This window comes from Pantoea sp. GM_Pan_4, assembly GCF_026541005.1.
Taxonomy (GTDB): domain Bacteria; phylum Pseudomonadota; class Gammaproteobacteria; order Enterobacterales; family Enterobacteriaceae; genus Pantoea; species Pantoea dispersa.
The window spans coordinates 42,270-67,828 of record NZ_JALNUZ010000012.1 but is presented as its reverse complement, the minus strand read 5'-3'; the positions used below and the strand labels follow the sequence as shown (position 1 = coordinate 67,828).

At 56.9% G+C, this 25,559-nt stretch carries 21 protein-coding genes; 6 read left to right on the top strand and 15 right to left on the bottom strand.

From position 1 onward, the window contains the following. Nucleotides 1–117 precede the first annotated feature (117 nt). Together OXR61_RS19530 and OXR61_RS19525 are read right to left on the bottom strand one after the other, a co-directional pair. Nucleotides 118–1,899, bottom strand: a complete 1,782-nt coding sequence (locus OXR61_RS19530; RefSeq protein WP_021509425.1) for a sensor domain-containing phosphodiesterase — start codon at nucleotides 1,897–1,899, stop codon at nucleotides 118–120. Between the two features lie 498 nt (nucleotides 1,900–2,397). Beyond that, the gene (locus OXR61_RS19525; RefSeq protein ID WP_021509426.1) at nucleotides 2,398–3,279 is read right to left on the bottom strand and encodes a LysR family transcriptional regulator; all 882 of its coding nucleotides are present in this window, start codon (nucleotides 3,277–3,279) and stop codon (nucleotides 2,398–2,400) included. 104 nt (nucleotides 3,280–3,383) lie between these two features. Between OXR61_RS19525 and budA the strand changes: the two genes are divergently transcribed. Next, nucleotides 3,384–4,166 (top strand): acetolactate decarboxylase, encoded by a 783-nt coding sequence (gene budA, locus OXR61_RS19520; protein ID WP_031280091.1) that lies wholly within the window; start codon nucleotides 3,384–3,386, stop codon nucleotides 4,164–4,166. 14 nt (nucleotides 4,167–4,180) lie between these two features. Next, nucleotides 4,181–5,860 (top strand): acetolactate synthase AlsS, encoded by a 1,680-nt coding sequence (gene alsS, locus OXR61_RS19515; RefSeq protein WP_021509428.1) that lies wholly within the window; start codon nucleotides 4,181–4,183, stop codon nucleotides 5,858–5,860. An 83-nt stretch (nucleotides 5,861–5,943) separates the two neighbouring features. Here the strand turns inward: alsS and OXR61_RS19510 are convergent, their stop codons facing one another. The 7 genes from OXR61_RS19510 to OXR61_RS19480 all read right to left on the bottom strand — a co-directional run bounded on the left by OXR61_RS19510 (nucleotide 5,944) and on the right by OXR61_RS19480 (nucleotide 13,708). Further along, on the bottom strand, nucleotides 5,944–7,593 hold the full coding sequence (locus OXR61_RS19510) for a methyl-accepting chemotaxis protein (protein ID WP_031280092.1): 1,650 nt from the start codon (nucleotides 7,591–7,593) through the stop codon (nucleotides 5,944–5,946). Between the two features lie 158 nt (nucleotides 7,594–7,751). Beyond that, complete coding sequence (locus tag OXR61_RS19505; RefSeq protein WP_021509430.1) at nucleotides 7,752–8,762, bottom strand: helix-turn-helix domain-containing protein; 1,011 nt, start codon at nucleotides 8,760–8,762, stop codon at nucleotides 7,752–7,754. 271 nt (nucleotides 8,763–9,033) lie between these two features. Further along, the gene (locus OXR61_RS19500; RefSeq protein WP_021509431.1) at nucleotides 9,034–10,152 is read right to left on the bottom strand and encodes an FAD-binding oxidoreductase; all 1,119 of its coding nucleotides are present in this window, start codon (nucleotides 10,150–10,152) and stop codon (nucleotides 9,034–9,036) included. 33 nt (nucleotides 10,153–10,185) lie between these two features. Further along, nucleotides 10,186–11,259, bottom strand: coding sequence for a Gfo/Idh/MocA family oxidoreductase (locus OXR61_RS19495; RefSeq protein ID WP_021509432.1), 1,074 nt, complete (start codon nucleotides 11,257–11,259; stop codon nucleotides 10,186–10,188). Further along, nucleotides 11,259–12,005 (bottom strand): amino acid ABC transporter ATP-binding protein, encoded by a 747-nt coding sequence (locus tag OXR61_RS19490; RefSeq protein ID WP_021509433.1) that lies wholly within the window; start codon nucleotides 12,003–12,005, stop codon nucleotides 11,259–11,261. The genes OXR61_RS19495 and OXR61_RS19490 overlap by 1 nt, the downstream gene beginning before the upstream one ends. 1 nt (nucleotide 12,006) lies before the next feature. Beyond that, nucleotides 12,007–12,813: an amino acid ABC transporter permease gene (locus OXR61_RS19485; RefSeq protein ID WP_021509434.1), complete on the bottom strand. Its 807-nt coding sequence runs from the start codon at nucleotides 12,811–12,813 to the stop codon at nucleotides 12,007–12,009. Nucleotides 12,814–12,886: 73 nt separating this feature from the next. After that, nucleotides 12,887–13,708: an ABC transporter substrate-binding protein gene (locus OXR61_RS19480; protein WP_021509435.1), complete on the bottom strand. Its 822-nt coding sequence runs from the start codon at nucleotides 13,706–13,708 to the stop codon at nucleotides 12,887–12,889. A gap of 195 nt (nucleotides 13,709–13,903) precedes the next feature. Between OXR61_RS19480 and OXR61_RS19475 the strand changes: the two genes are divergently transcribed. The 3 genes from OXR61_RS19475 to OXR61_RS19465 all read left to right on the top strand — a co-directional run bounded on the left by OXR61_RS19475 (nucleotide 13,904) and on the right by OXR61_RS19465 (nucleotide 16,663). Beyond that, nucleotides 13,904–14,980, top strand: a complete 1,077-nt coding sequence (locus OXR61_RS19475; protein ID WP_021509436.1) for a LacI family DNA-binding transcriptional regulator — start codon at nucleotides 13,904–13,906, stop codon at nucleotides 14,978–14,980. 546 nt (nucleotides 14,981–15,526) lie between these two features. Further along, nucleotides 15,527–15,742: a hypothetical protein gene (locus tag OXR61_RS19470; RefSeq protein ID WP_021509437.1), complete on the top strand. Its 216-nt coding sequence runs from the start codon at nucleotides 15,527–15,529 to the stop codon at nucleotides 15,740–15,742. Between the two features lie 366 nt (nucleotides 15,743–16,108). Continuing rightward, complete coding sequence (locus OXR61_RS19465; RefSeq protein WP_155519934.1) at nucleotides 16,109–16,663, top strand: hypothetical protein; 555 nt, start codon at nucleotides 16,109–16,111, stop codon at nucleotides 16,661–16,663. A gap of 457 nt (nucleotides 16,664–17,120) precedes the next feature. Here the strand turns inward: OXR61_RS19465 and OXR61_RS19460 are convergent, their stop codons facing one another. Further along, the gene (locus OXR61_RS19460) at nucleotides 17,121–17,813 is read right to left on the bottom strand and encodes a hypothetical protein (protein ID WP_021509439.1); all 693 of its coding nucleotides are present in this window, start codon (nucleotides 17,811–17,813) and stop codon (nucleotides 17,121–17,123) included. A gap of 388 nt (nucleotides 17,814–18,201) precedes the next feature. On the opposite strand from OXR61_RS19460, the gene OXR61_RS19455 reads away from it, so the two are divergent. Then, nucleotides 18,202–18,906: an MgtC/SapB family protein gene (locus OXR61_RS19455; RefSeq protein WP_021509440.1), complete on the top strand. Its 705-nt coding sequence runs from the start codon at nucleotides 18,202–18,204 to the stop codon at nucleotides 18,904–18,906. 24 nt (nucleotides 18,907–18,930) lie between these two features. Here the strand turns inward: OXR61_RS19455 and OXR61_RS19450 are convergent, their stop codons facing one another. The 5 genes from OXR61_RS19450 to OXR61_RS19430 form a co-directional block, all read right to left on the bottom strand. Further along, nucleotides 18,931–19,941 carry a substrate-binding domain-containing protein gene (locus OXR61_RS19450; RefSeq protein ID WP_021509441.1) on the bottom strand — a complete coding sequence of 337 codons (1,011 nt, stop codon included), beginning with the start codon at nucleotides 19,939–19,941 and terminating at the stop codon, nucleotides 18,931–18,933. A gap of 29 nt (nucleotides 19,942–19,970) precedes the next feature. Continuing rightward, a complete protein-coding gene (locus tag OXR61_RS19445) occupies nucleotides 19,971–21,380 on the bottom strand; it encodes a sucrose-6-phosphate hydrolase (protein WP_021509442.1) in 1,410 nt (469 codons plus the stop codon). Continuing rightward, nucleotides 21,380–22,750, bottom strand: coding sequence for a sucrose-specific PTS transporter subunit IIBC (locus tag OXR61_RS19440; protein WP_021509443.1), 1,371 nt, complete (start codon nucleotides 22,748–22,750; stop codon nucleotides 21,380–21,382). The genes OXR61_RS19445 and OXR61_RS19440 overlap by 1 nt, the downstream gene beginning before the upstream one ends. A gap of 64 nt (nucleotides 22,751–22,814) precedes the next feature. After that, complete coding sequence (locus tag OXR61_RS19435) at nucleotides 22,815–24,341, bottom strand: carbohydrate porin (protein ID WP_031280094.1); 1,527 nt, start codon at nucleotides 24,339–24,341, stop codon at nucleotides 22,815–22,817. A 161-nt stretch (nucleotides 24,342–24,502) separates the two neighbouring features. After that, on the bottom strand, nucleotides 24,503–25,429 hold the full coding sequence (locus tag OXR61_RS19430) for an aminoimidazole riboside kinase (RefSeq protein ID WP_031280096.1): 927 nt from the start codon (nucleotides 25,427–25,429) through the stop codon (nucleotides 24,503–24,505). Between the last annotated feature and the right edge of the window lie 130 nt (nucleotides 25,430–25,559).

Genomic DNA, 25,559 nt, shown 5'->3' with positions numbered 1-25,559 from the left:
ACTAAGCCGGGTATTTCTGTTTCACCTTTAAAGTATCATTCTGCTTTAAGCTAACAGAGTCATCGTATCGCCACTGAATCTGCTCCAGACGCTCCCCGGCGTACACTGAACCACACCTCAGCGTTGTGCCGCGAGCTGGCGCGTCAGCCACGCATCCAGTTCGCTTTCCGGCAGCGGGCGCGCATAGAAGTAACCCTGCGCCTGATCGCAGCCGTACTCCGCCAGCGCAGCAACGGTGTCGACATTCTCTACGCCTTCAGCCAGTACGGTGTAATCCAGCTGTTTCAGCATGGTAATGATGCTGCGCGCGATAATCCGCGACGCGGTATCTGAGGCAATTTCGCTGATCAGCGCGCGATCAAGCTTGATTACATCCAGCGGCATCCGTCGCAGATAGCCGATATTGCTGTAGCCGGTGCCAAAGTCATCCAGCGAGATGCCAAACCCACGCAGCTTCAGCATCTCCAGCCCCTGTAGCGCGGCGGGACTGTTAATAATCTGCTCGGTCTCCAGACATTCAATGCCCAGCAGCGAGGTCGGCAGGCGGGCCTGCAGCATTTTCATTTCCAGCGCATCGGCAAAACCGGGATCTGAGAAGTCGCGACTGCTGATATTGATGGTCACCGGCAGCTGGAGGGGGCTGTGCTGCAGGCGTTTTAACCTGGCGATCGCCTTGTCGGTCACCCAGCTGGTTAAGGTGCTGAGCAGCTCGGTCTGTTCCGCCAGCGGGATAAACAGATCGGGAGCGAGTTCGCCGCGCTGCGGATGCCGCCAGCGCACCAGTGCCTCCAGGCCAACGGGCCGGCCACTGTTCAGGCAGATCTTCGGCTGGAACGCCAGCCACAGGCCCTGATCCTGTTGCAGTGCCGCAGCCAGATCGTTCATCAACAGAAAGTCCTGAGTGCGGCGCTGATCGGCTACCAGGCTGAAGCTCATGGCGGGCACCCGGTTGCCAATCGCCTCATGCAGGGCACTTACCGCCCGGCGCAGCACTTCCTGCGCGCGAAGTTCTGCTGGAATGAAAATGACCTCGCCGGTAAAGCAGGTGAGGGCGACAGAGATGCCCGCGTCCAAATCCGCGCTGATCCCTGCCAGGTTTTCTGCCACCGATGCGGCGGTCAGCGGGCTGTTATCCATGGTGAGAATCGCAAAGCGCCCGGTGGCGACGGTATAAATGATGTCGTCTGCACCAGGCTGCAGGCGCAAAGGCAGTAACGTGGTGACGTGCTTCAGCAGGCTTTCCACCGGCCCCATGCCCATGGAGCGCGCCAGTTCATAGGCGCGCGGCATATCAATGCAGTCGATCAGGATCAGCCGCTGCGGCGTACGGTCCCCGATGGAGGCCAGCCGCTGCAGGTCACGAATCAGGCGCTGGCGGTTAGGCAGTGCCGTGACCGGATCGGTGAAGCCGGCACAGTGCCACGCTTCGAGGAAGGACATCACCAGATCGGCCAGCAGCTGTAATACCTTCACCTGATCAGCGCTGAACGGGTGTGGCGCCACGTCCGTGACGCACAGCGTGCCCAGCACATAGCCATCGCGATGCCTGAGCGGCACACCGGCGTAAAAGCGGATAAAAGGGGCACCGATGATCAGCGGATGTCGGGCAAAACGCGCATCCAGCAGGGTGTCGGAGATAACTACCGCGCCGTCACTGTCCACGGCGTGGCGGCACAGCGAGTCGTCACGGGACGAGTGCTTCAACGCAAAATTATGGGCGGCGCAGATATGCTGATGTTCATCATCCAGAACGGAGACAAAGCTACCTGGAATACCCAGTGCCTGACTGGTCAGCCGGACAAAGTTTTGTAATACGTCGTCGCGGCTTTCGTCGCGACTGCGCAGCGCTTTCAATGCCCGCGCACGGCGATCGTCGTCACCGTTGAAATTCATCAGCATAATTTCCTCCGCGCCGGCCTGGTTCCGGTGCGAAATTTAACAGCAAAAAGTACAGTGTGCGGCCTGCAACACCCTGCCGCTGGCGTGGTTAATAAGCGTAAATATTATAATGGTCTTTCTCATGGTAGGCTTAACACCGGCATCTGTCATTTTTATTTTCTTTAACGAAATTTTTAAGCAGCGACGATTCTGATAATTTATCGTATTATTTTTATCAGCCTGGCAATAACAGGTTACCTGACCTCTCTGCTAACTCTAATTAAGTAGAAGGTGCAGGTATTAGACATTGCCAATGAAGACGTTATTAATTTCTGGCAGGGATGAGTCGCGTAATAATGCTGGCTTTCTAATAATTGATGAGCAAAATAATAGTATCGCTGCGTATTATTATCCTGATAAAAAACGCACCTGTCGGTATATTTATCATACTGGCTAATGTTATATAAACGTATTGTTCAGTCCGCACTGTCACCGCAGACAGCAGATTTCCCTCTCAAATTATTCCCCGTTAATCAAACTCAGCAGGTGTAACACCGTTTTGGCCGGATGATTACGCCGCAAGGCGAAGGCAATGTCGGTGAACAGCGTATTGTTTTCAATGTCACGAAATACCAGCTGTGGATTGTTGACGCAGCACAGCGAAGCCGGCACCAGCGCAATCCCGCAGCCTGCGCCCACCATGCCGAGCGAGGAGGTAATCTGCGGAGCCTGCTGAAAGCGTGTTGCATCAAAGCCGGCGCGCAGACAGGCACTGACGATTAATTCGTACAGGCTGGGCGCCACCTCGCGCGGGAAAATAATCAGTGATTCTTCGGCCAGCTGCGTTAGCGCAACACTTTGCTGCTGGCTGAGCGCATGGCTGGCCGGCAGCGCCACTTTCATCTCCTCGGTAGCGATCACTTTCAGGTTAAACGCCTTACTGCTCTCACACGGCAGACGAATGAACGCCGCATCCAGCAAACCTTCCCCTAAGTCCTGCATCAGCAGCGCCATGTTCTCTTCCCGGGTGATGAGCTCCATCGCCGGGTAGCGCGTTTTGAAGGCGCGAATCAGATCAAACACCGGCGCGCCAAACGCCACCGAGCTGGCAAAACCCAGTGACATCTGGCCGCTCATGCCGCGCGCCACGCCGCGCGCCTTTTCCAGCGCCATATCGGCCAGCTGCACAATCGCTATCGCATCGGGCAGAAACGCGCGGCCCGCATCGGTCAGTTCCACGCCGCGCGTCAGGCGCTTCAGCAGCGGCGTGCCGATCTCGTGCTCCAGCCGCTGGATTTGCTGGCTGAGCGGCGGCTGCGACATGCCCAGCAACTCGGCGGCGCGGGTAAAGTGCTGCGTTTCAGCAACGGCAACGAAATAACGCAGGTGGCGAAGTTCCATATCAAAAACGTCTCGAAGTTGGCAGTTTTCACTATTGGATTCTGTGAGCCATGTAGCCCACCATGATATTAACACGGCTTAACTATCTGATTGTGAGGCAGCAAATGTGTAACTTTGTATCTGATTGTTCATGCGAAGATCAGCTAAAGGCATCCGTCACTCAACTGGGACAGCAATCACCAGAAAAGGTTATCTATCAGACCTCCCTGATGAGTGCGCTGCTCAACGGCGTCTATGACGGTTCTACCACCGTCGCGCAGCTGTTGCAGAAGGGCGATTTTGGCCTCGGCACGTTTAATCAGCTGGATGGTGAACTGGTGGCATTTGACCGGCAGGTTTATCAGCTGCGCGCCGATGGCAGCGCCAGCCCGGCCCGGCCTGAACAACAAACCCCGTTCGCCGTGATGACCTTCTTTAAACCGGAACATCAGCACCGCTTTGCGCATACCGCCACGCGCGATGACGTCCATCAGGTGATTGATCGCATCATCACCTCCGATAACCATTTCTGCGCGCTGCGCCTGAGCGGCCGCTTTGCCTCGGTGCAGACGCGCACCGTGCCCTGCCAGTGCCGCCCGTATCGCTCGATGCCGGAAGTGCTCGGCAATCAGCCCACCTTCGATTTTCGCCAGCGCGACGGTGAGCTGATTGGATTCCGCACGCCGCAATATATGCAGGGTATTAACGTCGCCGGCTATCACGAGCACTTCATTACCGACGATCGTCAGGGCGGCGGGCATATCCTCGATTATGTGCTGGAGCAGGGCACGCTGACGTTTGGTGCCATCAGCAAGCTGGTGGTCGACCTGCCGCAGGATCGCGAGTTTTTACAGGCCGATCTCAATCCACAGGATCTGGATGCCGCGATCCGTTCCGTCGAAAGTTAATCGCAGAGGTGATCATGAAACAGCTTAAAACCCAGACGCTGTGGAACAGTGGCGCAGACCTGGTTGTCGCTCAGCTGGAAGCGCAGGGGGTAAACCATATTTTTGGCATTCCCGGCGCCAAAATCGACAAGGTATTTGATTCGCTGGTGGATTCTTCCATTCAGCTGATTCCGGTGCGTCATGAGGCTAACGCGGCTTTTATGGCCGCGGCAATGGGCCGCCTGACCGGCCACGCCGGCGTAGCGCTGGTGACTTCCGGGCCCGGCTGCTCAAACCTGGTGACCGGCATGGCCACCGCCACCAGCGAAGGCGATCCGGTGGTGGCGATCGGCGGGGCGGTTAAGCGCTCCGACAGTGCCAAACAGGTGCATCAAAGTATGGATACGGTGGCGATGTTTCGCCCGGTGACCAAATTTGCCGTAGAAGTCACTGATGCCTCGGCGCTCGCGGAGTGCGTATCGAACGCGTTCCGCCATGCCGAAAACGGGCGCGGCGGCGCATCGTTCCTCAGTCTGCCGCAGGACATTGTTGACCAGCCGGTGTCAGGCAGCCTGTTACAGCGTTCAGGACACATCACGCTGGGCGCTGCGCCCGACGCGCTGGTGAATGCCGTAAGCCGCGAGATTGCGCGGGCGAAAAATCCGGTGATTCTGCTGGGCCTGATGGCCAGCCAGCCGGAGAACAGCGCAGCGATTCATGAACTGCTGAGCAAAAGCCGTATTCCGGTGACCAGCACCTATCAGGCGGCGGGCGCGGTGCGGCAGGAGCATTTCTCACGCTTTGCCGGCCGGGTTGGCCTGTTTAACAATCAGGCCGGTGACCGCTTGCTCCAGCAGGCGGATTTGATTATCACCATTGGTTACAGCCCGGTCGAGTATGAACCGGCCATGTGGAACAGCAGCAACGCCTTGCTGGTGCACATCGACGTGCTGCCCGCCGAGACCGATAACCACTATCAACCCGACGCTGAGCTGGTAGGTGATATCGCCGGGACAGTGCGCAAAATCGCCGCGCAAATCACGTCACCGCTGCAGCTCAGCGACGCTGCCGCCACCATTCTGCAGGATCGTCAGCAACAGCGTCAGCTGCTGGCGATGCAGGGTGCCAGCCTCGATCAGTTCGCCCTGCATCCACTGCGTATCGTCCGGGCGATGCAGGACATCATTAACAGTGACGTCAGCCTGACGGTCGACATGGGCAGTTTTCATATCTGGATTGCCCGTTATCTTTACAGCTTCCGGGCACGGCAAATCATGATTTCCAACGGGCAGCAAACCATGGGCGTGGCGCTGCCGTGGGCGATTGGCGCCTGGCTGGTCGATCCGTCCCGTAAAGTGGTGTCGGTGTCGGGCGACGGCGGCTTTCTGCAATCCAGCATGGAGCTGGAAACCGCCGTCAGGTTAAAGGCCAATATTCTGCACATCATCTGGGTCGACAATGGCTATAACATGGTGGCGATTCAGGAAGAGAAGAAATACCAGCGCGTGTCCGGTGTGAACTTCGGGCCGGTGGATTTCAAAGCTTACGCGCAGGCGTTTGGTGCCGCTGGATTTTCGGTGAACAGCGCAGCTGAACTGGAACCCACGTTGCGGCGGGCGATGGAGGTGGAAGGACCGGCTGTGGTCGCCATCCCGGTAGATTACAGCGATAACCCGCTGTTGATGGGGCAGCTGCACCTCAGCCAACTGCTGTGAGCGGAGGCGAAGCCGGACCGGCCGTGAACATCACGGCGGTCCGGAACAATAACGCAATTTACGGTCTGGCCGGGCGGATGGGGTTAAAAGCTCTGCCAGTCCGCATCCATGCCATGCCCGGCGGCCACCGGCACGGCAGCCGGACGTTTCTGCGCGGAGACCGTTTTCGGGCGCTCAGCAGGTCGCGCGGACCCGGCCAGTGAAAACTGATTCACCAGGCCGGACAGGGTTTGCGCCTGATCCTGCAATGACGCGGATGCGGCAGAGGCCTCCTCTACCAGCGCCGCATTCTGCTGCGTCACATCATCCATCTGATTGATCGCCAGGTGCACCTGCGAGATGCCGGTGTTTTGCTCTTCCGCAGCCGCCGCAATTTCGCTGACCAAATCATTCACCTGGCGGAACGCGGTTTTCAGTCCGGCCATGTTCTCTTCCACCACTTCGGCCTGTACCGCACCAGATTCCACCAGGCTGTATGAGGTATCAATAAGCTGTTTGATCTCCCTGGCTGCCTGGGTCGAACGCTGCGAGAGGTTGCGCACTTCACCCGCGACCACCGCAAAGCCCTTTCCGTGTTCGCCGGCGCGCGCCGCTTCGACGGCAGCGTTAAGCGCCAGAATATTGGTCTGGAAGGCAATGCCTTCGATCAGCGTGACAATTTCGGTGATTTTTTTCGAGCTGGAGCGGATCTCCGCCATGGTGCTGAGCATATTGCCCAGCGACACCGCGCTGGCGTCTGAAAGTTCTGTCGCGTTACCGGCCAGACGATTAGCCTGCCGGGTATTGTCGGCCGTCTGACGCACGGTTTCGCTCAGTTCCGCCATACTGGCCGCCGTCTGTTCCAGCGAGGCGGCCTGCTGTTCCGTCCGCGAGGAGAGATCTTCGTTGCCGGCGGCGATTTGTGCCGACGCAGAACTGACAGCGTGAGAAGCGGTACTGACCTGCGCCAGCGCGCTGCCAACCCGGTCAAGTAGCTGGTTAAAGGCGCGGGCCATGTTGCCGACTTCGTCTTTTTTGCTGTCATCGGCGGTGACGCTCAGGTCAAGGCTGCTGCCAACGTGATCCATCACCTGCCCAATTGCTTTCAGGCTGTGACGAATGCGCATCAGGGTTAACGCGGTGAGCGTACCCAGTAACAGCAGTGTCAGCGTGACCCCGGCACTCAATCCCCAGAATGTGCGGTGATAGATCTCCTGGTTCACCACGCGCAAGCCGTCACCCAGCGACAAATTAAGCGCCATCTGCTGGCGATAATCATTTTTTAACTGACTGATGGCGCCGCCAATACCGCTTTCGGCTTCCAGCATGCCGAGCGTGACGTCATCCTGATGAGCATGCGAAGCAGCCAGAAACGCCGGCAACCGTGATTCAACCACGCGCAGCGTCGCCAGGCCTTTAATGGTCATCTGCTTATCTTCGTCGCTGGAGATATCATTGGCTAAATAATATTCTGCCAGCGTTTTAATGTCGGCCAGGCGCTGAGCGATTTCTTTCTCGACCGGCGGCATACGCGCATTGTCAGTCTGGCTTTGATGTTTATACAGGGAGAGCGACAGTTTATTGCTGCGATCGATCAGTTCGGACAGATCGCGAATAGAGGGAATCGCATTGACCTGAACATATTCAAAGCGCTCCTGAAAACCGCCTAACAGTCGCACAGAAATAATGCCCGTCACCACCAGTGAAGCTGAGAGTAAAATGAAAGCCAGGGTAAGTCTTTGAGTAATATTCATCATATTGTTACCTGGTAAAAAGTTAAAAGGAATAAAGCGACAACCCACCGTACATCGGCAGGACCTCACAAAAGGTTATTTCAAAAATTATGAATAAATTAACTTTTCAGGATCATTAATTTTGAAGTAATTAAATAACTTTCAAAATGCGTGACGTATTATTTTGCGCTAATTAACTGCTTCTTACGGTGGGCTATCCACTCACGATACTGGGCCGGCGTCATCGCCATCACCTGATGGAAGGCTTTACGAAAGGCGGTATCTTCGCTGTAACCGCACTGCAAGGCGGTCTGACGCACGCTGACGTCGGTGCTGGCCAGAATGGTACAGGCCAGTTCAATGCGGATGCGGGTAATAAACTCTTTTGGCGTCTCCTGCGACAGGGCTTTCATTCTGCGCTGCAGGGTGCGCCCGGTAACGTTGAGTGCGGCTGCCAGTTGCGCGGCATTGATGGCGGGATTTTCCAGGCGGATGATCTCCTGCGCCCGCACCAGAAACGGCGTGCTGCTTTTCCCCGCACCCGGCGAGCCGGGAAGGTGGGTGTGCAGCACAGGGTTATCGGCCAGCGACATCTCCCGGGTGAGATCCGCCACCGCCTTGCCGGCGCTTTTTTCAATGATATACAGGGCCAGCGATATCCATGAAAAACAGCCACCGCTGGTAATGACGCGCTCGTCTTCCTCCAGCGTTTTGCCTTTCGCCAGTCGCGCCTGCGGATAGCGCGCCTGCAGCATATGGCTGACCCACCAGGTGGTGGTAAAGGAACGGTTATTCAGCAAACCCGCCTCGCCAAGGATCACGCCACCGGTGCCCGCAGCAGCAACCCAGACACCCTGCTGATAGAGTTTGTTAAACCAGCCGGCAGCCTGACGGATACTGTCGAGGTTAATCGGTTGCAGGTCGGGCCCCAGCAACATGCCGGGCGCAATCACCACATCAACCGCACCAGTCCCCTGAAATGAGCTGTCGATGTGAATCAGGCGGCCTTCCGTATCCCACACCGGGTCACCGTTGGCGCTGACAATCAGCGTTTCAAAAGCTTTATCGGGAAAGCGTGCGGCGTGCACGGGGGAAGAGGCAATCGCTTTGTTGGTTATCCAGAAAAGGTCGGTCATTCCGGCAACGGCGGACAGTACGCTGCCTTCCAGGGCGAGTATGGCGATACGCATAAGGGGTTTCCTGTGTTCAGATTGTCGTGATTTGCGTGAAAAATGTGACATTTTCCGCCGCTGAAGCTTTGTGGCCTCAATAGCGGACTCTTAGTTTATCTGGCCCTGGCGGTTGTCATCGGAAAAGAAACCGGCAATACGCGGATATCAGACCAGCAGGGAAGCGAAAAGGGCGCGTGGATGAAGCGATGGGATCGGGCAAATGAGAGGTGTGTGACAGACAACAGGGCGCGTAGCCAGCGCCACTATCATTGTGGCGCTGGTCCTGACATTAGCTGAATCTTTCCGGGCGGAAGGTCGCCAGCATCGGGTGTTTAACGCCGGTGAGTATCTCCTGCGTCAGTATCTCACCGAGGATCAATGCCAGCGTGGCACCGGAATGGGTGAAGACAACAAAACAGCCGGGAACCTGCTGCAGCTCACCGACCACCGGTTCGCCATCGCCAGGAATCGGTTTGAGACCGATTTTCCAGCTGCTGGCTTTCAGCGGCGCGCCGTCAGCGATCAGGTTACCTGCTTCCGCCATCAGCTGGTTAATGACTGCGGTATCAATGCTGTACTGCCCGTCGGCCTGCGCGACGATGTGCTCTTCATACCAGTCGTGATCGACGGCGATGGTGTTGCCGGGATTAGGCCGGACCGCCGCGCGCGGCGTATTCATTACCACCTGCAGCCGGTGATCGCCGGGCTGGCTGGTCACCAGCATAGAGACCGGAGAACCGTTGGGGATGTGCACGCCGAGCGGGGCAACCACTTCCGGCGTCCACGGGCCACACGCTACCAGTACGCGATCGGCCAGCAGCTCACCGCGTTTTTCGCTGCGAATGCCGCTGGCCCGGCCGTCTTTGGTGATCACGCTGGCTTTACCGGCGTGCTCAACGATCTCTCCGCCCAGCGCGCGCAATGCCTGAACCAGATGCTCAACCAGATGCGGCAGGCTGACCCAGCCTTCACCGGGGTTGGCAATCGCCACCTGACTCAGACTGGCCGGATTCACCTGCGCATCGACATCACCGACCGTGGCGCGATTGATCAGCTTTGAGTCGTAGCCCTGCGCTTTTTCATAGTGATGACGCGCTTTGGTGCCCGCGTCATCGTCTGCGGCCCAGTAAATTGCGCCATCGAAGCGCAGCCAGTCGAGCTGCGGATGGCGGGCAAACAGCGTGCGATAGCGGTCAATGCCCGCCATGCGCAGCGCATGGTAAGGCTGCGAACGTTCGCCCGCGGAGTTGAGCCAGGAGAGGGATCGACCGGTGGCGCCGGAGCAGAGTGCCGCTTCCGTCACCAGCGTGACCTGCGCGCCCGCCTGCGCCAGTTGCCAGGCGGTTGAGACGCCGAGGATGCCGCCACCCAGCACGATAACGGTTTTTGCCACGGTTTTGTCAGACATCATTCATTCCTTCTGTTAAAAAATGTTCGCCCTTCAGGCAATACGTACGCGATGCTGCCGATGGAGCTGCTCAATAAGCTGTAAAACGCCGAGCGCTTCATGCGCATCAACCGGCGGCGGCCCGCCATGTAACAGCGCGTTGGCTAACAGCTGATAGAAAGCGGGGTAGTCGCCACGTTCAATCGGCACCGTTGTGGTTGCCCCGACCGTGCCGGCCCGGGCAACGTTTTCTGCCGGCGTGACGCCGTACTGGCTATCGCCGGGCGACATGCCAGCCGCCAGCTGCGGCTCCTGATTGTCCAGCCCCCAGTGGGTGAAAGCGCCTTTGCTGCCCAGCAGGTGAAAGCGCGGCGCATTCAGTGCCGCCTGGCCATTCATCCACAGCAGCGAGCGCACGCCGTTGTGGTGCAGCAATGAGACAAAACAGTCCTCGTCGCTGTCCGATTGCGGGCCGGAATGGCGCGCCAGCTCTGCCGTGGCATGGGTGACCGGGCCAAAGAGCTGGATGGCCTGGTCAATCAGATGGCTGCCGAGATCCAGCAGCAAACCACCGCCCTGCGCCAGCGTGACGCTGTCACGCCAATTGCCGAATCCCTGCGGTCGCCACCACTCGAAACGCGACTCAAAACTCCTTACGGTGCCGAAGGCTTCCTGGTGCACCAGGCGCTGCAACGTCAGAAAGTCGCCGTCCCAGCGTCGGTTATGAAACACGGTGAGCAAGGTATTGGCCTGCTGCGCGGCGGCGATCATCATTTCTGCCGCCTGCACGTCTGGTGCGAACGGTTTATCCACCACCAGATGGATCGCGCGCTGGCTGGCCTGTACAGCCTGCTCCGCGTGTTGCGCCGGTGGCGTGGCCAGCACGATGAGATCGATGCCGATCTCGCCGCCATCAATGGCCTTAAGCAGCGCGGGCCAGTCCGGCAGCACGCGCGCCTGGGGGTAACGTTGCTGCGCGATCGCTACGCGTTGGGCATCGCCTGTGACGATAACGTCGAGACGATAGTCGGAGTTATGGGCAAGCAGCGGTGCATGAAACACGCTGCCGGCGACGCCAAATCCCACCAGCGCCGTGCGGACTGGGCCGCTAACCTGAAGATGTGTCATTACAGCACCTCCGACAGAAAACGCTGCAGGCGCGCGGACTGCGGACGGTCAAAGATTTGTTCCGGCGTGCCGGCTTCCACGATTTCACCTTCATCCATAAACACCACCTGGTCGGCCACGCGCCGGGCGAAGCCCATCTCATGGGTCACGACCACCATGGTCATGCCGCGCTGGCACAAATCGGCCATTAACGTCAGAACGCCTTTCACCAGCTCAGGGTCGAGTGCCGAGGTGGCTTCATCGAACAGCATCACTTCCGGTTCCATCGCCAGCGCGCGCGCTATTGCCACGCGCTGCTGCTGGCCACCGGAGAGATCGCGCGGCCGGTGATCGGCTCGCTGAGCAAGTCCCACTTCGGCCAGCCGCTGACGGGCAATCTCCAGCGCTTCGGCTTTCGGGCGGCCTTTCACTTTCCACGGTGCCAGCGCCACGTTTTCCAGCGCGCTGTGATCGGGAAACAGGTTGAAATGCTGAAACACCATGCCAATTCTCAGCCGCAGCGCATCGGGCTTATCTTTCAGAACAGAGCGCCCGGCCAGTAATACATCGCCGTTCTTCGGCTCATGCAGGCGATTGATGCCGCGCAGTAAGGTGGATTTTCCCGATCCCGAGGGACCGATAATGCAGGTGGTGGTGCCCGGTTCGATGCTCAGCGACACATTACGCAGCACCTCAATCGGGCCGTATGCCAGGGTCAGATTGCGCAGCTCGAGGCTGGCGCCGTGAAATGCAGATGGCATGGCCATATTAGTGTCCTCGCTCGCTGGTAAGGGAGACCGCCGGAACCACGTTGCGCTTTTGCTGCACTTCATCGAGCTCCTTCAGGCCGCTTTGTGGCGCGGTGGCGCGGCGACGTCCGGTACGGTAGCGGACGTCGATGTAGTTCACGGCGTGGGTGAGCGGCACGGTGATCACCAGATAGAACAGCCCGGCCAGCATCAGGGGTGACAGGTTGCCGCTCAGCACGGCGGCATCCTGACCGACGCGGAACAGCTCACGCTGACCGGTCATCAGACCCAGCAGATAAACCAGCGACGAGTCTTTGATGATGGCGATGAACTGATTGACTATCGCAGGCAACACGCGGCGGATGCCCTGCGGAATGATCACCAGGCGCATCGCCCGGCCATAGCTCATTCCCAGCGCCCGGCAGGCTTCCATCTGCCCCTGTTCCACGCTCTGGATACCGGAGCGGAAAATCTCGCCCATGTAAGCGCTGGCAATCAGGCTCAGGGCAAAAATGCCGAGCGGATATGGCGTCGGGCCAAACAGCTGATAGCTGAAACGCGCCAGACCCTGACCAATCAACAGAATGGTGAGGATGGAAGGCAAGCCGCGAAACAGATCGGTATACAGCCGCGCGGGCACGCGCAGCCAGCGCGAGGGCGAAATGCCCATCAACGCCAGTATCAGGCCGAATAACGTGCCCAGCACGGTGGCCGCCACGGAGATAATGATGGTGTTGACCAGTCCGGTTGCCAGCAGCTGTGGCAGGACGTCCATCATCGATGGAATATCAAAAAACGTACGGGAAAGAATAGTGATCAGATCCATAGCCGATTCTCGGTTGCGGGTGACGGACATGCGCCGTCACCGGATGCAGTCTCACGCATAACGATGCGCAGGGTTATTGGCCGCCGGGCAGATACTGTTGCGGCATTGGTGAACCCGGGAACCATTTCTGGTACAGCTGTTTCCAGGTCCCATCCTGCATCGCCGCTTTGATGGCTTTATCCAGCGCTGCTTTGAACTCGGGCTTGCCTTTGGCGATGGCGACACCCGCAGGCGCGTCAAATGAAGGGATGTTCGCTGCCGTGACCAGCTTAAAGCGGGTGGCATAATCTTTGGCGGCTTCGTAGTCGAGGAACATGGCATCCAGCGTGCCGTTATTCAGCGCGGACACCGCTGCGTTGTTATCGGGGAAACGCACCAGATCGGTCTGTTTGAAGTGCTGCAGCGCATAGTTCTCCTGCAGCGTGCCCTGAATCACTCCGAGCCGTTTATGCGCCAGGGTTTCTACGTTTTTCACCCCGGAATCGCTGCGGGTCAGCACTGTCAGATAGCCCGCAAGATAGCCGGTGGAGAAATCGACGGTTTTTTCGCGCAGCGGCGTGATACCAATCGCGGCGACGCCGGCATCATACTGGCCATTTGCCACCGCCGGCAAAATGGCGGAGAAGTCCTGACCGATAAAATCCACCTGATCGATGCCCATGCGATGCGCCACATTTTTGAAGAATTCGACGTCAAAGCCGGTGAAGTTGCCGCTTTTATCGGTGAAGGTGTAGGGCTTCGCGTCGCCGAGGCTGGCAACGCGGAGATGACCGGGTTCGATCAAACCCCATGGATTACTGTCGCTGGCGGCGTGGGCGCTCCAGCTGGCGGAAACCAGCATGGCCGTGCCGAACAGGGCGGCGGTCAGGTGATTGAAACGTTTGTGCGATGTCATAAGGCTCTTCCGTCTGTGCAGGTGAAACTTCAGAGTTCGCCAAGCCGGTTTATTGTTATTGAGACCGGTCTCAACGCGGGGTAAAATGAAACCGGCTCTGGTTGTGAGACCGGTCTCATTCGGATATACTGATATTAAGCACACGCTATCAGCAGCGTCAATTATGTTGTTATCAACTTGTGATTCGAAATAATTATGACCAATGAAAATGCTCGTTCCCGCGGTCCGACCGTTGCCGACGTCGCCCGCGCCGCCAATGTTTCCAAAGCTCAGGCGGCACGCGCGCTGGGCGGATATGGTTCCGTCAGTGAAGACGTGCAGACGCGGGTGAATCAGGCGGCTGAAGCGCTGGGTTACCGGCCAAACGAGCTGGCGCGCAGCATGAACACTGGCCGCTCCAATACTATCGGGGTGATTGTCGGCGACATCGAAAACCCGCACTTTGGCCTGGCGCTGCGCGGCATGGCGGACGTAGCGCGCCAGGCGGGCTTTCACCTGCTGCTGAGTAACAGCGATGAAACGCTGGATGAAGAGCGGGAAGCCGTGCGCGTGATGCTGGATAAACGCGTCGATGGCATCATCGTCGCGCCGTGCAGCTCATTGTTTGAGGATAACGAACATCTTCGCCAGGTGCTGGCAGAAGGGCGTTCATTAATGATGTTCGACCGGGCAGTGCAGGGGATGGAGGTGGAGACCATCCAGGCAAACTTTGTCGCAGTGGCCAAACAGGCGACGGAACTGTTACTGGCGGCCGGGCATCAGCGTATTGCTTATCTCTCCAGCATGCGCAGCGCTGCACCGTATTCGCCGGCAATCACGCTGGGCCCCACGCCGGTGGCGCAACGTGTTAGCGGAATGATTGATGCTTACCGGGCCGCAGGTAAGGAACTGGATCCAGCGCTGATTCGGCTTAATGCGCTCAGCGAAGCCATCATCGAGCAGATCCTGACTGAACTGCTGGCGCTCGCCGAACCACCCAGCGCGCTGATTGCCTCCGATAACCTGATTGCGATGGGCATCCTGCGCGGTCTGGCCAAACGCGGCCTGCGCGTACCCGAAGATATCTCTTTCGTGATGTACGACGATTTTCCCTGGACCGAGCTGATGTCACCGCCGCTGACCGTGGTCGCCCAGCCGGTGTATGAAATGGGGCGCGAAGCCGCGCGCCGGTTGATTTGCCATATCCGCCAGCAATCCCCCGGCGTCTTACCCGCGTTTGACAGCTGGATGGTGGTGCGCGGTTCGGTGGGGGAAAATCCGTCGGCCCGGTGATACAATGTGCGGCAGCGGGTTTGTGGAATTTCACCTTGCTTTTTTTGGTCGCCATGAATGGCGCCCCTACAGAAAACGGCGCGGTTTTGTTACTTCATACGCCTCAGAGAAACAGTAAATTGTGCGATGCCTCGCAGGACGCGCATTCATGCACACCGGAGAAACATCAAATTGTGCGATATCCCGTAGGGTGCGCATTCATGCGCACCTGGATAACCCTGCATAGGCGTAATCAAGCAGATTCCCCCGTTTCATTAATTCGCCAGAGTGGGTAAGTTTTTATATCCAGTTCCACCATTAATGAGATAGTTGTAATTACCACGAATAAATCTCAGCGCTTGTCAGCAATTATAAAGCAATTCTCTTTTAATTTGAGTTAGCGCAGCACACCACATCAAATTAAGTGCTATCAAAAGATCATTCTCGTTTTATTCCCTCATCAGGAACTTTCTGATTGTTTAAGTGATATTATGAGCAAGCAGGCTTACAAAACATTTACAATCAATTTCACTTAAGCCTTCTATGATGGCAAATACAGGAAAGTTAATGGCGCTAAGCGTCAGTTTATTTACTGCTTCAGCGCTGGCCGCACCGTTGAATCCCGGCGACCGCAACTATATTCAGAATCAGCAGCAACAGCGACTGCAGCAAGACCAGCAGCAGCGAGACGCGCTTTGGAACGCCGCCGCGCCGCAGGCCACAGCATGCAGCGGGGTTATATTACCAGTCGGGCATTTTAACCGAACAGGATTTATCGACTAATGAGCTGGTTATTCCGGTGCTAGAAAGGAAACGCGACGAAATACGCCTCGATGGCCAGCACCCGTGATCGCTGGCCATGTCGTTTCCCGAACTCGACTGTTTTGCAGCGCGGGCTACATTTCACCTCTCGCAAAGCCGGATCTGGAGTATAGGAACGACGCGCACCGATTCAGGCTCGCGGTGCCGACAGGGTGAATTTGTGATATGCGCCCGGACACCGATCCTTTTACTTAAACATTATCGAGAAGCGCGATCTTAACTTATTGAATAAATTTAACTTTAACTGAAAAATAAGATTAACTTTACTTTTTTGATATATTATTCAGGTATGTAAGCATAAACTTTAACTTAGACAAAGAGGATTCCATGATGAATTTTTCGCTTGATAAAAAATTGAAATCATTTGGGTGCAGATTTGGTGCAATATTATTAGGAGTTAATTTAACGACATTTTCCATCTCTGCTTCGCCGTTAATGGCTATTGAGGTGGCTGAAACAGTATCAAATATAAATCACACCTTCGAAGGAATTAATAGAGTAAAAGCCATTTATAAACCAGTGGAAATAGTCGCTTTAATATCTCCACCGTCCAATGGATACTATAACAACCTTGAAGAAAGTTATATCAGTTACGAGAGCAAAGGGTCTGACTGGTTGAAGAGATTTTATATCGACATGAAAATCCCGGAAAATTTATTTATAAAAGAAATCCCACCTCTTGATGGTAAATCTAAAGATGTGAAATACTTTGCTTACATTATCACAAATTTAGATAAAAATTCCTGTAAAATGCTTCATAGTGAGATTAAATCACTTTTTGACTATGAATATATAAACCCGGGCAAGGAAGTCAATACATTAGAGAAAAGAAAGGGTAAATGTGAAGACAAAAAAGACAACGAAATTGTTGTAATGAAATAAGAAACTGCCTGGATTAAAACCTTCTGAAAATAACTAGCTATATCCAGCAAACAAATCGATAGCGCTACGTGAAATCTGACGAAAGCGCTGAGGGATAAACGGGATGTTTTCGCGTAGCGTTGTCATTGTGGATGAGCTAAAGAGATAGTTGAAGCACCGAGGGCGAAGCTAACCGGGTATTCAGTTGTAGGGTGCGCATTGATGCGCACCAGGATAACGCAGTGGTGTCCATCAAACGGACCGGTGGGATAAGTTTTCACATAGTATCGCCGTGGTGGAATGCGTTGTGGGCCTGTTAAGAGGCGTGAAGGGCGAAACTGAAGGATTGAGATACGTGATCAGATATCTTATTTAACATAATCATGATTATGCGCACTTTGGCGCAAAAGGCAAATCAGTAGCATCTATAAACAGCTCCATTAGTTTAAGGCTGCCAGTTATGGCGCATTCACCATATTCAAATCCTCGCTGGCAATAATGGATAACACTTCGTCCAGTTATAATTAGTCTTCGCCAGCATCAGTTCTCCCGCCACCTCAGCAAAATTGATGTCCTGACGTTCATAAAAGAATTGACGCAGAATGCCAGGTAAAAACTCAGCGCTGTAGCGCAGTAACGTGCTGTGCCAGAAGGGTGCCGGCAACGGGCTGTTGCCATGCCGCATCAGCAATTCATTTTTCCAGTCTGAATCCAGAATCTTGTCGCAAAATGACTGGCGCATGGCAATCGCAGGCGTGTCAGGTATGCCTGCAAGCAATAACTGACTGGGTAACGCCACTAAGCGCAGATCCCGGATAACGATTTTTTTCGCAGCAAATTCCTGCCAGATTGTGGTCAGTTGCGCCACTTTCGCTGGTAAACGCTCATTGATGTTGTAAAGCGGCAAGGTCAGAGGCAAAAAAGTAAAATGAAGACCTTGCGCTGGCAAGGTATCGGCAAGCGGATCAGCCTGTGTGAGTCGTTGCAATTCATCAATCAGACGTAACACCGGTAAGGAAACTGACGGCTTTATCCCTGCGGCAAGCGCCAGTTTTACCGGATCGTAATAGTTCTCTTCATGGATGTTCCCGATGCCTGCATTTTTCGCCCACAGCGCAATGGTGTTCTCGTTTGCAGAACGGTACCGGGTTTGCAGACTGATTGGTTGCATGTCAGACCTTAGGGTATTTGGATAAGCGCAGATAATTAATTATGAAACGTTTTTTAGCAGATACTCCAGCCTGATTGTGGTGAAAACGCGTGATTATCTCATGCCTATTCAACCCCGCTTAAACGATGCGCGATTTGTCTTCGCTCTGACGGAGCAAAGCGTCTACAATGCCGGCGAAATTTTTACTGATGAGGATACACAATTGGACACCTGTCCCACACGATTACAATCGGTGCCGATGCTGAGATAGCCTCATCGCTGTCTTAGCCCTGCGTTAAGACGGTGGATTTCCCTCCCCCCTTTTTCCTGCGTTCTGTCTGGCCCCGCTGTAATCCATTCTTACAACCCTGAATATCCATTGCCCGGCGGTGATGGAGTGAGGTCTGACATGGACTGGAAAATCTTTTTATTGCGCGTCACGGTCGCGCTGATTCTGGGCGCGCTGATTGGCAGTGAGCGCCAGCTGCGCCAGCGCCTGACCGGGCTGCGCACCAATGCGCTGGTCAGCACCGGTGCCTGTTTGTTTGTACTGATGACGCAAAGCGTACCGGGAATTGCCGCAGATGCCTCGCGCGTCGCCGCCTATGTGGTTTCCGGCATTGGCTTCCTTGGCGGTGGCGTCATCATGCGCGATGGCCTGAATGTGCGCGGCCTTAACACCGCAGCCACCCTGTGGTGTACCGCGGCGATTGGCGTGTTATGCAGCATGGGCTTGCTGCTGGAAGCAGGCATCGGTTGCGTAGTAATTCTGTGCGCCAATATCCTGCTGCGCGAACTGGCGCAAGGCATCAATCGGCAGAGCATCATTACTGCGGAGGACGCCAGCCAGTATTACAAAGTGCAGATCATCTGTCTGGCGGCCGATGAGGTGCAGGTGCGCAGCCTGATGCTGCATAGCCTTGGCGGCAGCGGTCTGCGGCTGCAATCCCTGCACAGTGAGGATCTGGAACCCTCACACCGCATGGCGGTGAATGCGGAAGTGCTGGGTAAACCCAGCCTGACCGATCAGCTGGAAAATCTGGTCAGCCGCATCAGCCTGGAAAAAGGCGTCAGCTCGGTCAGATGGCAGGTGTGTGAGCCGGAGACCGATTAAGTCGTTAAACGCGATGCGGCTGCGCTACCTGCCAAAGCGCAGCCGCAGCGTTGCCGGCAGCACGGTATGCTGGCTGATGGGTTCATCGCTGTTAATCATGGTAGTGAGCAGCGTAAAACACTCCTGCGCCAGGCGCGGCACATCCTGTTCGACGGTATCGATCGGCAGAGTTAGTGAGTCATACAGGTAGTGGTCGTCAAAGCTGGCCACGCGGATGTCGCTGTGCAGCAGGTGATGCTGGCTCATGTAGCGCAACACCCCTTCCAGCAGACCGCAGGCGGCGGTGAAAATCGCTTTGGGCGGACGCCCCAGCCGGGCGCACAGCGCGGCAAACATTTCATAACCGCTGCTCGGGTGATAGTTGCCGTGAATGATCCACTCCGGCCGTGGCGTCACACCTGCTCGTTCGAGACCCTGCATGAAACCGGCCAGACGATCTTTGGTGGGTGACAAACGCGGCTGACCGCCGAGGAAATAAATTTCATCCGGATTGGCGCGCGCCAGCCGTTCCACCAGCTCGGCAGTCGGCGTGACCGAATCGGTCATCACCAGCGGCAGTTGCGTATCATTAACGTAGCGGTCAAACAGCACGATCGGCAGTTGATCGCTCAGTTTGACGTAGTCACTGTCGCTTAACATGCTGGACGCCACAATCAGCCCATCCACCTGACGCGCCACCAGATTATCCACCACCACCCGCTCCTGCCCGGCGTTCTCGTCAGTGCAGGAGATCAGCAGCTGTAAGCCCGCCTCGCGACACAGATTTTCCAGCGCGTGCGAGAACACGGCAAAACCATGGTTGGTGATCTCCGGCACCACTAAACCCAGCGTATGGCTGCGATTATCGCGCAGCGAGCGCGCGTGAATACTGGGCTGGTAGTGATGCTCGCGCGCCAGCGTTAATACCCGTTCACGCGTCTCTTTCGCCACACGCAACTCTTTGCCACGGCCATTCAGCACCAGGCTGGCGGTGGCTTTGGACACCCCCGCCAGCGCGGCGATATCCGCTATGGTAACGCGTTTGGTTTTTCTCACGTCAGTGCATCGGTTAAGGAAACAATGACTTATTCTACCATGCACGGCCGCAACGACCAGTAGCGCGCCGTCACTTCTGCGTGTCCGGTCAGGGTTAATTGCGCCGGATGCGCCGGGAAGTAGCGGCTGCTCATCACCCCTTCCCCTTCATTAATGAAAATCTCGACGCTGGAGTGATCGCACAGTAACTGGAGCTGACTCACCGCGCCGCGCCAGTAACGGAACTGCCACTCGCCGCTTGCCAGACTGCGCCGCGCGAGCCGCAGCCCGTCGGCGCGCCACTCCAGCCGTAGCTGGTCGGCGAAATCCAGGGTGATGTCGCCCTGCCCGCTCAGCAGTAATTCCAGCCGCTGCGCATCAATGACCGGCGCATCGGCGGCTGGCCCCTGATAGTGCTGTTCAGCGCTGCGCAGCGCCTGCAGTTCAGTAACCGGACGCTGGAACAGCCGGCCATCACGCGTGCCCAGTTCGCGCACGCAGGTCATCTGATGGATCCAGCCATTGGCCACCGTGGGCTGCAGCATCTCCTCGCCATCCGGCACGCCCATCCAGCCCACCAGCAGCCGGCGTCCGTTGGCGGTTAGCGTGGTTTGCGGCGCGTAAAATTCGAAACCGGCGTCAAGCTCATGTAATTCGCCATGGCTAAAGCGGGCGTTAGCATAATCAAGATCGCCGGAGAGCCACGCGCTGGGATGTGCATTGAGAAAACGATGCTGTTCCTGCGCAAGCCCCTGCGGGCAGCAAATCAGGAAGGTGGTATCGCCGAGGATAAACATGTCCGGGCATTCCCACATATAACTGGCTGCCGCCAGTCCGTTAAGGCCGCTGCCGGCAATCTCACCCAGATTGTGCCACTCACGCAGGTCCGCCGAGCGCAGCAGCAACACTTTGCCCTGCTTTTGTTGATCCTGCGCACCCAGCACCATGAACCAGTGCTCGCCATGCCGCCACACTTTCGGGTCGCGCACGTGTCCGGTATAGCCGTCGGGCAGCGCGATCACCGGCCCGAGTTTGTCAAAGCCGCCCTGCGCATTCTGCACCGCCAGACACTGCCAGGCGGTGCGCGAACCATCCACGAACTTCACGTTGCCGGTATAGACCAGGGTCAGTGCGCCATTATCATCAACGGCGCTGCCCGAATAGCAGCCGCTGCGGTCATACTCCTCATCCGGCATTAGCGCTATGGGTTCATGCTGCCAGTGCAGCAGATCGGCTGAACTCCAGTGGCCCCAGCATTTATGCTGATGCTGGCAGCCCAGCGCATTCCATTGATAGAACAGATGGTAACGCCCGGCGAAGTGGATAAAACCGTTCGGATCGTTAAGTAATCCGGTAACGGGTGCCAGATGCCAGCCCGGATAATGCGGGTCGCTTAGCGCGCGCGGCTGACCGCGCATCACCGCCTGTAAAATATCGGGTAACAATGTAGAAGCCGCCATTATTCCGCGTCCGTTTTGTATTTGAGCAGATAAGAGATCATAAATGCGCTGCTGAACGCGATCACCATGCCAATGGCATAATTAAGCAACGAGCTGGCCTGCACAATCGCCATGCCCGGCAGACCGGTGAGACCGACAGCCGTCATATATACATGCACCGACACTACCCAGGCACCGCCCAGCGCGCCGCCAATCAGGCCGGCGATAAAGGGTTTCATAAAGCGCAGGTTGATACCGAAAATCGCCGCCTCGGTAATACCCAGCAGCGCTGAAAAGCCGGACGGCAGCGAAATCGCTTTGATTTTCACATCTTTGGTTTTGAACCATACCGCCAGACAGGCACCGCCCTGCGCCACGTTAGCCATCGCCCAAATCGGCAGCAGGAAGTTGACGCCAATCGCCGGATTGCCCAGCAGTCCGGCTTCAATCGCATGGAAGCTGTGGTGCACGCCGGTGATCACGATAACCGAGTAAAGCCCGCCAAACACCAGTCCGGCCAGCCAGCCGGCATGGGCAATCAGCGTGCTGAGGACGAATGAAATACCGTCGCCCAGCATCCGTCCTGCCGGACCAATCACCAGCAGCGCAACGAAGCCGGCGATAATCACCGTCAGGAACGGCGTCAGGATCAGATCCAGCGCGTCCGGAATCACCCGGCGCAGCTGCTTCTCCAGCACACTCATAAACCATACCGCCAGCAGCACCGGAAACACCGTGCCCTGGTAGCCGATCATCGCCACTTCGATACCGAAAAAGTTCATGGTATGGAAGCCGGCCGCCACGCCCCAGGCGTTGGTGAGCGCCGGATGCGTCAGGATGCCGCCGAGTGTGGCACCGAGGAACGGGTTTCCGCCAAACTCACGCGCCGCTGTGAAGCCAATCAGGATCGGCAGGATGATAAAGGCCGCTGAGCTGCACATATCCAGCATGATATACAGCGCGTTGTCGGGGTTAACCCAGCCGTAGGTTTTAACCATGCCGAGCAGTCCCATCAGCAGGCCAGAGGCCACAATCGCCGGGATGATCGGTACAAAAATGTTCGACAGCAGACGCGCAATGCGCTGGAACGGATTGAGCTTGCGCGCAGCGATATCCGCCGCTTCCGACTTGCTGGTTTCACTGATGCCAGCTTCGCGGATAAACGCGGCATACACTTTATTCACCACGCCAGTGCCAAAAATCACCTGCAGCTGTCCGGCATTGCGAAAACAGCCTTTCACGCCCTCCAGTTTGCCAATCGCGGCGGTGTCGGCTTTGGCGTCATCCACCAGCACCAGGCGCAAACGTGTGGCACAGTGCGCCGCACTGGCGATATTTTCCCGGCCTCCCAGCAGCGGCAGCAGCGACCGGGAAAGAGTAACAAAATCCATAGTAACCTCTGTTTTTGGTTGTTATGCCATCATGCGCTAAGCGGCCCGCACGCGGGCCGTTTCATCAGAACCAGGTTTCCATTTGCACGCCAAAGTTCCACTCGCCACCGGATTTAAAGCCGGTGCTGCCAAAGGCGTCATCGCTGGCGTAGTTATCCAGACGATGATCCCAGTCCATCCAGCTGGCGAACAGGCGGATTTCCGGACGCTTGAGGAATTCGCCCACGTCGCTGGCTTTGAGCGTGGGGGCGACGGTGAGCTTGTAGAAGTTGCCGCTGACGGCCTGGCGATTGTTATAGCCTTCAGGCCGCAGATCCATGTACTGATATGAGCCTTCATACTGCATCTCAAAGTTCTGCGTAAATGCCTGAATCAGGCGCAGGTTCACGGTGGCCCACTCATAGCTGTCGCCTTTGACATAGCGGTCTTTGCTGCTCTGCGCCAGCAGCGCTGGCGCGATGTGCCAGCCAGCGCCCAGCGGCGTCATGCCGTAGCTGGCGAGCCGCCAGGTATTCGCCTGCGGCAACAGCGCGCCGTCGGAACCGATGCTCTTCACTTCTGCGCCGAGGCCATGACCGTACAGCAGCGCGGTTTTCGCTGAACCTTCACCCAGGCCGTAGAAGCTGTCGTTGTGCAATCCGACCAGGGCGTGCACACCGTCACTGGCGGCATCACTTTTCACGCGATTGCCGTCAATATCGGTGCGCTGATCGTTATCTTTCGCGCGCATGCCGCTCACCATCAGCTGCAGTGGCCCGACGAAGTTATTCAGCGACAGAATGTAGTTTTGCGCGGTGTTGTCGTTATTTTCGATGTCCCCGAAGGTGCGGCCATAAATCGACAGGTTGCTGCGGGCGTCATCGCCCCACTTCATGTCGTAAATACCGGCCCCGGTTCCGGCCAGGAATACCACATCGGAATCGATCCAGTGGATGTCGAAGTTATCGCGGTCGAAACGCTTACCGGCCCACACCGTGGAGTCTTTGAACGCACCGGTGAAGGTCGGTAGCTGCCCCAGTTCGACAAACGCCTGACGCAGGTTGAGATCGCTGCTGGCGGCAGTCCAGTCGTTGTAGGTGCGCTGTCCGTCGGCCAGCATCGCCTTGAAGCGCGTGGTGGCACCGTTGGTCAGCGTTTGTTTATGTTCGAGGTTAAGTTCAACGTAGGTATCCGGCTCATTGCCGAGCCGCCCGACGTGACCGCCGGTCTCACCGGCTGGCGTGACGGTGGGCCCGCCCTGAGTTTTCGCAGCGGAACTGTTCATCAACAGGCCAGAGCGTGCGTAGCCATGAAACTCAAAGCCCTCTGACTCGCTGCTGGCGGCGGGCGCAACAGGCTGAGCGGCCTGCGGTTCGGTCTGTGCCACGGCAACCGGCGTCGGGTTCTGCTGCTGCACCGCAGCCAGCTTTTGCACCTGCTGTTCCGCTGCCTGCGCGCGCTGCTCCGCCACGCTGGCACGCTGTTCAGCCGCGGCCAGCCGTTTTTCCATCGCCGCCAGGCGCGCTTCAATACTGCTCATGTCGTCAGCCGCCCAGGCTGAGCCTGAGCCTAATACGGTGCTAAGGGTTATCGCGATTATACTTTTTTTCACTGTTTTGCATCCCTGAGGCAAGGCTATCATCAGATGTATTTTTTTTGCTAAACCGGTTTAGGCACCGCATCATAGCGGTGCCGATTTTTAAAGCGCAATGGATTTTGCTAAACCGATTTAGTGGATGTGAGATACATCGCAAAACAGGGAAAACGGCGGGGTCAGATACTGTGCTGCTGTAGCTGTTGATGGTTGGGTAACGCGGTCATCGCGCCTTTGGCGGTAGTGGCCAGCGCCCCGCACGCCTGCGCCGTGCGCAGGCAGGCCGCCAGCTGCGCTTCATCCGCCGGCAAACCCCGCTGCGCCAGTTCCCACAGCAGTCCCGCCACGAAGGCATCGCCGGCACCGGTGGTATCCACGCTGATCACCGCGCGCGCGGGATAGTGAGTTTGCCGGCCATCAAAATAAGCACGCACGCCAGCGCTGCCCTGCGTGACTAATAACAATTTAAGAGAGAAGCGCTGCGCCAGTTGCGCGATGCCGCTGTCAATGTCGGCGGTGTCCGTCATGAAGGCCAGTTCTTCCACGGAGAGCTTCACCACATCCGCCCGTTGCAGGGCCGCACTGAGGCATTGCAGCAACTCCGCCGCATCGGACCACAAATCAAGACGGATATTCGGATCGAAGCTGACAAAACCGCCCGCCTCACGCACGCGCTGCATGGCGGTTAACGCCGCCGTGCGCGACGGCTCGGCGAGTAACGCAATCGAACAGCAGTGCAGCCACTCGCCACACTGAAACCGCGGCAAATCGTCTGGCGTGAGAAACAAGTCGGCGCTGGGGCGCACCATGAAAGTGAAGGTACGCTCACCGTACTCATCCAGGGCCACGACCACCGTGGAGGTGCGCTGCTGCACATCTTTGCGCATATGGGAAACATCCACCTTTTCCTGCGCCAGCGTGCGACACAAAAACTGGCCAAAAGGATCGTCGCCCACCCGTCCGATAAATCCGCTGTTACCCGCCAGCCGTGCGATACCCACTGCCACGTTGGCGGGTGCGCCACCGGGACACTGCAACAAACGGCCTGCGTCATCAGGCAGCAAATCCACTACGGCATCACCCAGACACCAGATACGTTTCATCATGATTCAGTCTCACTTAATCGCTAAAACGGTTTAGCAAAGCATGCATATTAATCATGAATGCGGGTATTTGTCACCGTGAACAGTCCGACAGGCTTCAGACTTGTCCGTTGCTGGGATCGGTTTTGCCCTG